Genomic DNA, 11,962 nt, shown 5'->3' on the forward strand with positions numbered 1-11,962 from the left:
CCGCGATGAACCTTTTTTATTGCCTAAACCACTGACCTACATCAATTTAAGCTTACAACTGTAGCCTGCAAGGTCAATATATGACTACAAGTGTACGCTCAAACTTCGCAACACAGCAGAAACATTTAGATTATTTCTCTAATAATTAAACACATTTACTCATTAAATCCCTAAAACACTGTTTTATTCGAATTTCATTTTTAAAGTAATGACTCTAAAAGTAGAATCACGCCACTAAATACTTATGATTCAGCGAACATAATAATGAAAATGAATAAGACTCTTCTATCTGCTGCAGTGGCAGTTGGACTACTTTCGACTTCTACCGTGACTCACGCGGCAGGCTTTCAACTAGCAGAATACTCAGCAACAGGCCTAGGCCGCGCATACGCTGGTGAAGCAGCAATCGCAGACAACGCTGGTTCACAATGGCGTAACCCTGCAATGCTGACTTATCTAGAAGGCACACAAGTTTCTGTTGGCGCTATCTATGTTGACCCTAACATTGATATCGATGGCACTTCTACGTCTGCTTTTACTGGCGCTAAGTCCTCATCTAACTCTAGCGATTTTGCACATAGCGCAGTAATTCCAAACTTTTATGTTTCTCATAAGTACAACGACAAGTTCGCATTAGGCTTTGCTGCTGGCACTAACTACGGTATGGAAACAGACCTAGGTAAAGACTTTGGTGGCGCAAACCACGGTAACGAAGCAAGTGTTACTACGATGGAGCTAAACCTAAACGCGGCTTACCAAGTACTTGAAAGCGTATCTATTGGTGGTGGTATTCGTTACATCATGGCTGAAGGTAGCTTTGGAGCGGTATCTACAGTTAACTCTCTAGTTCCTATGCCTCAAGGTACAGCTTTAAAATACATGGAAGGTGATGACACAGCGTGGGGCTGGCAAGTTGGTACCGCTTGGCAGATCAATGAAAACAACCGCCTTGGTTTTACCTACAAGTCAGAAGTAGACCTAACGCTTGAAGGCCACGCAAATGGTGTCGCTTTTGATGCTGTTGCTGGCGCTTTAGGTACTCCTGTGAAGTCAAAATATAACGGCTCAATGCAACTTGCATTGCCAGCTACCGCCGAGCTAGCAAGCTTCCATCAACTATCAGATAAGGTCGCTGTACATGCGAGCGTTAACTGGACTAACTGGAGCAGCTTTAAAGAACTAGTAGCTGACATCCCTGAATTCGGTCCTGCTCGAACTCAAGATATCAAGCAAGAGAACTGGGAAGATAACTACCGCTTTGCTCTTGGTACTACTTACCAAATGACGCCTAAGTTAGCTCTACGCTCTGGTATCGCATACGATACTTCAGCGGTAAGCGATGAGCACCGTACGGCAACGATCCCAGAAACAGACCGCACTTGGTTAAGCATTGGTGCTGGCTACCAATGGTCTGAGCAACTAACTCTAGATGCTGGCTTCACTTACATTCTAGCTAAAGACGCAAAAATGGTTGAAGATGACGCAAGTTCTGCACCATTTGGTGGTGACTTCGAAGGTGAAGTAACAGGTAGCATCTGGCTAGTAGGTATCCAAGCTAACTACCGCTTCTAATCTACCTCCCTAAAAGTAGAAAGCATTAAAAAGGCTCGATGTTGCATCAACATCGAGCCTTTCTTTTATCGATTTTCTAAATCATGTTTCTAGTAATCTTCTAGATAACCATCGATCAAATCTTCTTCTTCAAGGTCGACCTCTTCAGGCTCGATCTCGGCTTTAAAGTCACGACGTTGAATATAAACATCTCGCGTTAACGCATATGGATCTGGCGAGTCATCCAACAGCGCTTCTTGTGACACTAACTGAGCACGAGTTTCCATGCCTTCGAATGCCCACTTTCCTAAGCTAGCCCAGAAGTTCAAGAAAGACAGAGGCACATACATACCATCAACGGTTTCAGTTACTTCACGCGTTGTTATTGGGCCATAACCCGGCACCATGAAGTAGGGACCATTCCCTACCCCGTAATGACCAATCGCATCAGAGAACGACTTATCATCGTACTTGGTGATCCCTGCTTCACTAGCAATATCGATTAAGCCTAACAAACCAATCGTTGAGTTAATCCAAAAACGATTGAAATGGTCGAGTGCTTTTTCACCATTGCCCATAATAAGGTTATTCACCATGCTTGATGGTTCGTCTAAGTTGGCTAGGAAATTGGAGATACCAGAACGCACTGGCACAGGGGTGTAGTCAACATAAGCGAGGGAAACAGGGCGAACTAAGTAAGGATCTAGATATTCGTAGTTGATATCCCACATCGCTCGGTTGAAACCTTCAAAAGGATCATTGGAGTGGGACTCTTCGACGTATTCAGAGGTTTCGAGGTTATCATCGTCAACACTTTCGTCCGGCGCGCTTGAACACCCAACCGTTAAGCTTGCGATAAAAAGTAAACTCGAGAGTCTTAAAACACTGACAGACATATCACCTTTTCCATAAGGAATTCAAATAATAAAAAAGGCCAGCAATCGCTGGCCTCAATTGTTTGGCTAAGTCTATACCGTTTATCTGCAAATCGGAATAGATAACACCTATGCAAAGTGATGATTAATATTGCTTATTGATATCAATGGTAACTGGAGCGCCCAATTCAACCACTTCACTTTCACCGTACCAATCACCTTCGCGAGTTGAAACGTTGCCGTCTGTATCAAGCCTAGCTCTAACCATCAGTGTTTCAAGGCTAGACAGCTCTTGCCCTTCCAGCATGCTGTTGCCGTCATCTAGCACAACCGTACGAGGGAAAGTCCCTAGTGGGTAGCGTGCCGCTGCGATAGGCATTGGAGAACCATCAGCTCTGTGTACTGACACAATTAACACTGAGTTAGGGTCAGCATTCACGTCTGCAGATAGATCGAGCGTTACAGCAACAGTCTTACCTTGGTCGACACCCATAGTGTCGCCCATTTTCTTCTGAGCACTTTCAATACTGCGCGAAAGCATTTCATAGCGACTGTCTTGTGGACCAATCATCTGTTGCATGATGCTCCAGTACTTCACAGCACCTGGATAGTCTTGACGCTCAAATGCATCGAACGCTAGCAGTGAGAACACACGAAGGTCTACGTAATCGTTTTGAATCAAACGGCTCAAAATCAAACGAGCTTGGTTTTGATCCGCTTCATCAGGTGAAAGCATCAGTGCTTGTGCGAAACCTAACTGAACATCTTCATTCTTAGGTTCAAGCTTGTAAGCTCGTTCCATAGAATCTTTTGCTGTTTCAGCATCACGGTTAGCCAGTGCAATACGACCGAGTAGTAACCAACCTGTTGAATCTTTTGGTTGGTAATGCAGACGAGTACGAAGCGCCAGAGTCAAATCTTCCAGTTCATCATCCGTTAGTGCACCACCTTCCGATGACATTAGCTTTTTAGACAACTCAGGAAGGTTCGAGCTCACTTCTTGCCAGTGTTGAACTTTGTCCAATGCACCGAACTTAAAGTACATACCATAAGTCACAGCCACGACAAGAATGATCGACGGTACAACCACACCAAGAGTAGAGATTTGAGTTTTCTTCGTCTCTTCTTGTGCAGGAACATCATCAAGCAGAGACTGTTTCAAATCAGCGATCAGTTCTTGTTGGTTATCAACAAGACCTTCCTCTGCTTCTACTTCTAACTCGACAAGACGGTCTTTATAGAACGCTTTATTCAACTCGTCGCGAAGCATCTCGTCATTGTTTGCCTTCTTGTTAATGAAAGGCAGAACAATTAAGAAAATTGCCGCTAGCGAAAGGATAATGGTAGAAATCCAAAATAGAGTCATTACTTCTTATCTCCGTCGTTCTCTTCATCGAGTAACGCTTTTAAGCGAGCTTCTTTGTCTGCATCCCAGTCTTTATCTGACTCTACTGCTGCTTTTGATTTTGACTTTCTGCTTCGTAAAATAATCAAACCAAATCCAAACACAACAACCGCAAACGGACCAATCCAAAGGATCGATGTAGCTAAGGTCAGTGGCGGGTTGTACGTTACAAAGTTACCGTAACGAGCAATCATGTAATCAATAATTTCTTGCTCAGACTTGCCGTCTTTTGTCATCTCGTACACTTTTTGGCGTAAGTCGACCGCTAGCTCAGCATTCGAATCACCAATCGTGTTGTTCTGACATTTAGGGCAACGTAGCGTATTACTCAACTCTTTGAACTGCTGTTCTTGATCTACGGTATCAAATTCATGGAACTCGATAGGCGCAGCAGAAACAGTCGCTGAAATTGCGAACGTAGCGAATAGAGTAATCAGTGCCTTTCTAATCATTTCGATTCCTCCAACAACTCTTGATACATCGGCTCAAGCGTCGATGCCCAGTTGGTTGGGTTCACGTCACCAACATGGCGGTAGCGAACTACGCCGTTAGCATCGATTAGGAAAGTTTCAGGCGCGCCATACACGCCAAGGTCAAGGCCTAGCATGCCATTACCATCAAACAGGCTAATTAGGTACGGGTTACCCAACTCTTTTAGCCAACCAACCGCTTTGTTGCGATCATCTTTGTAGTTAAGACCAATGATCTTAACGCCTTGATCCGCAAGCTTGTTCAGGTAAGAGTGCTCTGCATAACAAGTAGGACACCAAGTCGCCCACACGTTAAGAAGCAGTGGCTCGCCTTTAAAGATCGCTTGATCATGAAACTTACCTGGTTGTTCTAAGTCTTCTAGACCAAACTCAGGAACAGGCTTACCAATCAATACGGATTCTAGCTTAGTTGGGTCATCGCCCGACTGGTTGCGCATTAATTGCGTTGCAAAGATTCCAGCTAGAACCATGAACGCAATCAATGGAATGAATAAAATCTTCTTGTTCATTCGAATTAAGCCTCCTGCTCTTGAGCCGACTTTTTGATTGGCTTACGGAAACGGTAACGACGGTCACTGATAGCAATAGCGCCACCAATCGACATAATCAAAGAACCTGCCCAGATCCAACGTACAAATGGTTTGTAGTAGATACGTACAGCCCAAGATTTGTTGTCGTCTAAACGTTCACCCATTGCAATGTAAAGGTCGCGCGTTACGCCACGGTCAATCGCTGCTTCTGTCATCATAGACTTAGCTGTGGTGTAGAAACGTTTTTCAGCGTGAAGCGTGTTGATGTATTTGCCTTCTTTAGTAATTTCAAAGTCAGCAATGTAACCATCGTAGTTAGGACCATCTTTGTCACGAACCCCTGTAAACAGGAAGCTGTATTCTTCAAGCTGGTAGCTTTCACCTGGCGCCAGACGTACATCACGTTCGATGCTGTAGTTTTGCACCATCGCGATACCAATCACTGTCACGGCTAAACCTATGTGACCACACATCATTGCCCAGTGGCTACGAGGTAGCTTAGTTAGACCTTTCAAGAATGTATGACGGTGAGTCGCACGCTCATGCAGCTCAAAGCCGTGCATGAAGATGATCCAGAACGCCATTACCCAACCAGCAAACGCAGTACCACTGAAGCGGTCAGCCAATAGAGCAACCATTAGCGCACTCAAGCCAAGTGAGAGTGCACCTGAAATCAGCATTGGTTTAACAAGCTTAGACAGGTTGTCACGTTTCCATCGGATCAGAGGACCGATACCAAGCAGGAACGAGAACGGGATCATTAACCAGAAGAACAACATATCAAAGAATGGTGCACCGATAGATACCGAGCCCAAGCCTAACTGTTTGTGAACTAATGGCAGTAGCGTACCTACTAACACAACGACAAGCGCTGCAATCAGTAAGATGTTGTTACCAAGCAGTGCGTTTTCACGAGAAACCAGATCGAAGTTACCGCGAACACGAACCGATGCGCCTTTAATAGCAAACAACAGCAGTGAACCACCGATAACAAAGACTAGGAAACCTAGAATAAACATACCACGAGCAGGATCCGACGCGAATGCGTGAACCGATACCAAGATGCCCGAACGAACTAAGAATGTCCCTAGTAAGCTTAGCGAGAATGCAGAGATAGCCAGCAGTACTGTCCAAGCTTTAAATGTGCCACGCTTCTCAGTTACCGCTAGTGAGTGCATTAGAGCAGTACCAGCCAACCAAGGCATGAATGAAGCGTTTTCTACTGGATCCCAGAACCACCAGCCACCCCAGCCAAGTTCGTAGTAAGCCCACCATGAACCTAGTGCGATACCTACCGTTAGGAATAACCAAGCTGCGATTGTCCAAGGACGCGACCAACGAGCCCATGCCGTATCAAGACGACCACTCATTAGAGAAGCGATTGCGAAAGAGAACGCAACAGAGAAACCTACATAACCCATGTAAAGCATTGGCGGGTGAATAATCAAACCCGGATCTTGCAGTAGTGGGTTCAGGTCACGGCCATCAACAGGGAAGAAAGGCAATGTACGTAAGAACGGGTTAGACGTCACGATAATGAACAGCAAGAAGCCGACAGTAATCAGACCCATGATAGCCAAAACGCGAGCCACAGACTCTTGAGGCATACCACGACTGAATGTCGCTACTGCTACAGTCCAACCCGCTTGGATGAGAACCCAAAGCAGTAATGAACCTTCGTGCGCACCCCAAACCGCCGTAATTCGGTAGTACCAAGGTAGTTGGCTGTTTGAGTTACTTGCTACGTATTGAATCGTAAAATCATTTGTGTAAAACGCGTAACACAAGATAAAGAACGAAATCGCTAAGAATCCGAACATACCCCACGACAACGGTCGTGCGCTGTTCATCAATAATGTGTTATTTCGAGCGGCTCCATACAATGGGAGCACGCTTAGCAGCAATGCAAGTCCCAAGGACAGGATCATCGCAAAATGGCCGATCTCGGCTATCATTGAGCATTTCCTTCTTTTTGTTCAGTCGTGTATTGCAAAGGCTCATGGGTTTTCTTCATTGCTTCCGCAACTTCAGAAGGCATGTACTCTTCATCGTGCTTTGCCAACACCTCAAACGCTTCGATTGTCGTCGCATCTTTAAGGACACCCTGAGCAACAATACCTTGGCCTTCACGGAAAAGATCAGGAAGGATGCCATCGTATAAAATTGTTACTTTAGGACCTACATCTGCCAAATCAAAGCTTACTCGTAGTGATTCGTTGTCACGGCTTACAGAGCCTACGACAACCATGCCACCAATACGTAGGCGTTGGCCAACCTCTGGTTTTTTACCATCTTTACCATTAACAAGTTCAGTTGGTGTGTAGAACAGATCCATGTTCTGGTTAAGTGCGTAAACCATTAATCCAACAGTTGCACTGATACCAAAAAAGATCGCTAAGACAATGCCCAGCCTCTTTTTGCGTCTTGGGTTCATAGAGTGTTCTCCATATTTTTTGCTGCATCGATACGAGCTTGGCGATCAACCTTAGCTTGTACTTCAGTTAGTAATTGCTTACCACGACGAACGCTTACCACCAGTAAGATAATCATCGAGAGAAATGTGATTCCAAATGCACTCCATACGTATGATGCATAACCGCCCATGGCAAAGAAATCACTCAAAGATTCAAAATACATAAATACCTACCCTACTACGCTTTATCAGCCGCAAGCTTGCGAACCCATGGACGATGGCTTTCTTTACTGATGATTTCGTTACGGAAACGAATCATGGTTAAAGCGCCAAAGAAGAAAGCGAAGCCGAAGATGTTAAGAAGAAGCGGCCATAGCATGTCACTTGAGATCGAAGGTTTTGCGAACTTAGTAATGGTCGCGCCTTGATGAAGTGTATTCCACCACTCTACAGAGAAGTGAATGATAGGGAGGTTAATCACGCCTACGATAGCCAAGATACCCGCCGCTTTCGCTGCTGTTTTTTGGTCGTCAAAAGCGTGGTGTAGTGCGATCACACCCAAGTATAGGAATAGAAGAATCAGCTCTGAGGTTAAACGCGCATCCCAAACCCACCAAGCACCCCACATTGGTTTACCCCAAACTGCGCCAGTTAGTAACGCAATGAAGGTAAACACAGCGCCAATCGGTGCCATCGCCAGTGCGGCCATGTCTGATAGCCTTACCTGCCATACCAAACCGATAAAGGCAGCAATCGCCATCGACATGTAAACGCCCATCGACCAGATTGCAGACGGAACATGGATGTAGATGATACGGAAGCTATCGCCTTGTTGGTAATCAGAAGGCGCAAATGCAAGCCCCCACACGGTACCGACGGATAGACACAATAGCGCTAGGATCGAAAACCATGGCAAAAGTTTACCAGCAAGCTGATAAGAGGTTTCTGCTTTGGCATAGGGATGGAGCCATTTCCACATGTTGTAATCTCACTCTTACTTCATATTGCTTACAGCTATTAAAGCTATAATTATAATAATTTTATTTGTCTTGCTTTCAGTTTTATTGACTCTATGAGTCCAATCGACACATTTGGTTCACATTGGCTATACGATAACGGAACCCCAATCAGTTCACACTTACTCTAAGTGCGGCACTGATCGCAAAAGGCGTCATAGTCATCGCACCCATTAACATTGCCCCAAGCACCGCCAATTGACCGTTGTATGCAACGCCCAAAGCCGCAGCGTCAATTGCTGACGTCGCGAAGATTAAAATGGGGATGTAAAGCGGCAAGATTAACAGGCTTAACAGGACTCCGCCCTTCTGTAACCCAACGGTTAACGCAACACCAATCGCACCAATAAAACTCAATGCGGGTGTTCCTACCAGCAAGGTCAACACAACTGAGAGCCATGTATCAAAATCTAAAGACAACAAAACAGCCAATAATGGGCTGATTAAAATCAATGGTAACCCGGTCAACAACCAGTGTGCTATGACTTTGGACAATACTACCAACTGCAACGGGATTGGCATCAGCATCATCTGTTCAAGGGCGCCATCTTGAAAATCATCACGGAAAAGACGCTCTAAAGAGAGCAATGCAGAGAGCAAAGCGGCCACCCAAACAATACCCGCAGCAATACGCGCAAGTAGGTTTGGCTCTGGGCCAATACTCAAAGGGAAAAGCGTGATAACAATGATGAAGAACCACAAAGGGTTAAAGATATCCGCTTGACGTCGAAACGCGATAAGCAGTTCGCGTCGGATAATCGTGGTCATTGAAGAGATCATATTACTCACCCAACTTTATTTTTCTTAGTTTCGGGCTATCAGCAAACATATCTTGGTGTGTGGTTAACAACACAATGCCACCGTTGCCTGCATGCTGAGAAAAAAGAGATTCGAGAACTTTCACGCCCTGCTTATCAATGGCAGTCAGCGGCTCATCAAGAATCCACAACATTTGCTTGCTCAACCAAAGGCGAGCCAACGCAACTCGGCGTTGTTGGCCTGCTGAAAGTTGCCCCGCAGGTACGTCTTCTCTGCCCGCAAGCCCGACTTGAGCCAGCGCGTGATAAAGCTCTTCTTTGCTGGTACCGCCACTGTGAATCGACTGATAAAAGCTCAGATTCTCATAAGCACTAAGCTCGCGCTTTACGCCTGTTTGGTGACCAAGAAAAAGTAAATTTTGATGATAAACATCTCGACTCGATTCAATAGACTCACCGTCCCAAGAGATAGTGCCGTCATCGCGATCGCCTAAGCCAGTAATGATCCTAAGGAGTGTCGTTTTCCCGGTACCGTTACGACCTTCAACTTGAACCAGCTCACCTGGTTTCAATTGAAAAGACAACGATTCAAACAGAATCCTGTCGTCACGAATAGCAGTTAAATTTGAGACTTCTAGCATAGGTAAATTTAGTCGAGTAATGAGAGCACTATAGTAGCACACCAACATGGTGACAAAACAGGACTAGGCGTTTTCGATAGAACAAAGTCGGTAAGAAACTGTTACCACCTCATCACAATTTACACATTTTCATCAACAAACAAGATATTGTCGTAGATACAAGCACTTATAAACATCGTTCTATATAGATCGGACAGGCATAAAAAAAGAAGCCGAAGCTTCTTTTAAGAGGAATACGTAATAAACATCAATCGCTCAATACGAATTAAGCGCTCAATTTAACGACGTCGAGGCGGGTCTCTGCGATCGCGAGAGGCATCGGGTTGCTGATCGTACGATGAAGGGTCGCTTCGTAATGAAGGAATTTTCTCTTTACCAGCAAGCTTGTTCTGCAGAGACATCATCAGCTCAGCTTCTGCTTTGGGTAATTCACATTCTTCAATTAACTCGTTAATCCCAGCGCCAAGCTGAACCATTTTCGTTGCACGTGTGTACAAACGTCCATCGGTATCCGCATGTTCCAGCTCAACAATACGTTCATTCAAATGTTTGATAAGATCTTGTTGTTCAGTCACTTTCTGGCCAAGGCCAACCACAACAGAGCGAACCTCAAGTAATTGCTTACTCGATTTTTGAAGCTCTTTGTCCAAGTTACGAACTTGCAGGCGTGACTGATCGAGCTGCTTTTGAATCGCACGTTTTACTTTGCTAATCAAAATCAGGATAAATAACGTAAAAACCCCAACGCCTGATATCAGAGCGACAGGGCTTAAAGGAAGCGCTTCAAACATTACAGGTGAGCCATCTCATCCCATTCGTCTTCGCTTAGTAGTTTGTTTAGATCTACTAAGATAAGTAGCTTGCCATCTCGGTTACTTACACCTTGGATGAACTTAGCACTTTCATCAGTACCAACACTTGGCGTTGTGTCGATTTCAGAAGAACGCAGGTAAACCACTTCAGCAACGCTATCTACTAGAATGCCAATTACTTGACGCTCAGATTCAATAACGATGATACGAGTGTTGTCTGTGATTTCACCTTGCATCAAACCAAAGCGAGAACGAGTGTCGATAACAGTAACAACGTTACCACGTAGGTTAATAATACCTAGAACGTAATCTGGAGCACCCGGTACTGGAGCAATTTCGCTGTAACGTAGTACTTCACGTACTTGCATTACGTTGATGCCGTAAGTTTCTTCTTCTAGCTGGAAAGTCACCCATTGAAGTACTTCATCATTCGTTTGCTCTTTTCTTACTTCAACTTCACTCATATGAGACATAGATAATCCTCTTGCCGTCGTTACCGACCACTATTATTAACTTGATGCTTATTGTTAGCCCAATGCTTATTACTAGCTTAATGCTTTTACATCTAGCCCTGCGTTTAGCATGGCGATTAATGCTTCAACATGAATCAAAGCACACATTTTTTCTTTTACCATACCAGCGAGCCATGGGCGTTTCCCTGCCATTTCTCGCCAACGTACTTTGTCTGTATTAAGTAGCTCGGTGCCTTTGAGCTCTGTGCCCGCCAGGCCCCACAAGCTCTCTCCAAGCATCACTATATATTGATAGTTTTCTTTGTATTCGTCACCTGATAGTTTCTCAGACATCACCCATTTTGCGGTGTCGACCACATCTAGCTGACTATCACGGTTGGTTTGTAAACCCAAATACCAAGCTGGCTTACCAATGATATGACTTAACTCTTCAAGGCGATGGATGCCGCCAAGCTCATCAAGTGGCACCGCAAAGGTCACGCCGTTTACATCAAAATACAAGACTTGAAAGTCTTCTTTGCGAACCGTACTTTCCCAAGAGGTAAACTGGTCAGCACCTCCTGCTTGAGTTTCGGGTTCAATAACTGTCTCGGGATCAGGAACGTCAAGTTCAGGCTCAACAGCCTTAACTTCTACTTGTTCCGTCTCCAACGATTCAGCTTGTAACTCTTCAATTTGCTGCGATTCAACAGGTGGCTCTACAACAATTGATAAATCGGGTTCTGGAAGATTCCAATCCTGAATCTCTGGCTCTTCGAACACTTGAACAGACTCAACCGCGGCATCAAACATTTGCATGTCTGCTTGCTGGGCGATTTTCTGGGTGTTCTGATCCATCAACTCATCAAGGTTCAGTTCATCAACAACATTGGTCGCCTCTAAACGGCTGAGTAGTTTCTGAACATCTTCAAGGTTAGGAACCTCAAACTCAGCCGCGCGTATTTCTGCGTAGCTAGAGTGGTGACTCGAAAATTGGCGCTCTGGCTCTGGCTCTGGC

General features: G+C 45.0%; 14 protein-coding genes. 1 reads left to right on the top strand and 13 read right to left on the bottom strand.

Translation table 11 applies throughout. The features are described 5' to 3' along the window. Nucleotides 1-264: 264 nt before the first annotated feature. Nucleotides 265-1,572 (top strand): outer membrane protein transport protein, encoded by a 1,308-nt coding sequence (locus tag AB4167_RS21275; RefSeq protein ID WP_372136979.1) that lies wholly within the window; start codon nucleotides 265-267, stop codon nucleotides 1,570-1,572. Between the two features lie 89 nt (nucleotides 1,573-1,661). Here AB4167_RS21275 and AB4167_RS21280 read toward each other — a convergent pair whose 3' ends face one another. From AB4167_RS21280 to AB4167_RS21340, 13 genes are all read right to left on the bottom strand, one after another. Continuing rightward, complete coding sequence (locus AB4167_RS21280) at nucleotides 1,662-2,447, bottom strand: VacJ family lipoprotein (RefSeq protein ID WP_372136980.1); 786 nt, start codon at nucleotides 2,445-2,447, stop codon at nucleotides 1,662-1,664. A gap of 124 nt (nucleotides 2,448-2,571) precedes the next feature. After that, nucleotides 2,572-3,792 carry a c-type cytochrome biogenesis protein CcmI gene (gene ccmI / locus AB4167_RS21285; RefSeq protein ID WP_372136981.1) on the bottom strand — a complete coding sequence of 407 codons (1,221 nt, stop codon included), beginning with the start codon at nucleotides 3,790-3,792 and terminating at the stop codon, nucleotides 2,572-2,574. After that, a complete protein-coding gene (locus AB4167_RS21290; RefSeq protein ID WP_065583667.1) occupies nucleotides 3,792-4,283 on the bottom strand; it encodes a cytochrome c-type biogenesis protein in 492 nt (163 codons plus the stop codon). Before AB4167_RS21290 ends, ccmI begins: the two co-directional genes overlap by 1 nt. Then, nucleotides 4,280-4,831, bottom strand: a complete 552-nt coding sequence (locus AB4167_RS21295; RefSeq protein ID WP_017060653.1) for a DsbE family thiol:disulfide interchange protein — start codon at nucleotides 4,829-4,831, stop codon at nucleotides 4,280-4,282. The genes AB4167_RS21290 and AB4167_RS21295 overlap by 4 nt, the downstream gene beginning before the upstream one ends. Before the next feature lie 5 nt (nucleotides 4,832-4,836). Continuing rightward, nucleotides 4,837-6,807, bottom strand: coding sequence for a heme lyase CcmF/NrfE family subunit (locus AB4167_RS21300; protein ID WP_372136982.1), 1,971 nt, complete (start codon nucleotides 6,805-6,807; stop codon nucleotides 4,837-4,839). Further along, a complete protein-coding gene (ccmE, locus tag AB4167_RS21305) occupies nucleotides 6,804-7,286 on the bottom strand; it encodes a cytochrome c maturation protein CcmE (protein ID WP_008218324.1) in 483 nt (160 codons plus the stop codon). Before ccmE ends, AB4167_RS21300 begins: the two co-directional genes overlap by 4 nt. Continuing rightward, nucleotides 7,283-7,489: a heme exporter protein CcmD gene (gene ccmD / locus AB4167_RS21310; RefSeq protein WP_008218322.1), complete on the bottom strand. Its 207-nt coding sequence runs from the start codon at nucleotides 7,487-7,489 to the stop codon at nucleotides 7,283-7,285. Before ccmD ends, ccmE begins: the two co-directional genes overlap by 4 nt. 14 nt (nucleotides 7,490-7,503) lie before the next feature. Continuing rightward, complete coding sequence (locus tag AB4167_RS21315; RefSeq protein WP_004739880.1) at nucleotides 7,504-8,244, bottom strand: heme ABC transporter permease; 741 nt, start codon at nucleotides 8,242-8,244, stop codon at nucleotides 7,504-7,506. A gap of 148 nt (nucleotides 8,245-8,392) precedes the next feature. Next, entirely contained in the window at nucleotides 8,393-9,061 is a 669-nt protein-coding gene (gene ccmB / locus AB4167_RS21320) for a heme exporter protein CcmB (RefSeq protein WP_017060658.1), read from the bottom strand. 1 nt (nucleotide 9,062) lies between these two features. Then, the gene (gene ccmA / locus AB4167_RS21325) at nucleotides 9,063-9,680 is read right to left on the bottom strand and encodes a cytochrome c biogenesis heme-transporting ATPase CcmA (RefSeq protein WP_372136983.1); all 618 of its coding nucleotides are present in this window, start codon (nucleotides 9,678-9,680) and stop codon (nucleotides 9,063-9,065) included. A gap of 278 nt (nucleotides 9,681-9,958) precedes the next feature. After that, nucleotides 9,959-10,471: a DUF2802 domain-containing protein gene (locus AB4167_RS21330; protein WP_017060660.1), complete on the bottom strand. Its 513-nt coding sequence runs from the start codon at nucleotides 10,469-10,471 to the stop codon at nucleotides 9,959-9,961. Beyond that, on the bottom strand, nucleotides 10,471-10,965 hold the full coding sequence (locus tag AB4167_RS21335; protein WP_017064109.1) for a chemotaxis protein CheW: 495 nt from the start codon (nucleotides 10,963-10,965) through the stop codon (nucleotides 10,471-10,473). The genes AB4167_RS21330 and AB4167_RS21335 overlap by 1 nt, the downstream gene beginning before the upstream one ends. 72 nt (nucleotides 10,966-11,037) lie before the next feature. Continuing rightward, nucleotides 11,038-11,962: chemotaxis protein CheW (locus AB4167_RS21340; RefSeq protein WP_372082571.1), on the bottom strand; the 925-nt coding region annotated here is incomplete at its 5' end.

This window comes from Vibrio sp. 10N.286.49.E11 (assembly GCF_041469505.1).
Taxonomy (GTDB): domain Bacteria; phylum Pseudomonadota; class Gammaproteobacteria; order Enterobacterales; family Vibrionaceae; genus Vibrio; species Vibrio crassostreae_C.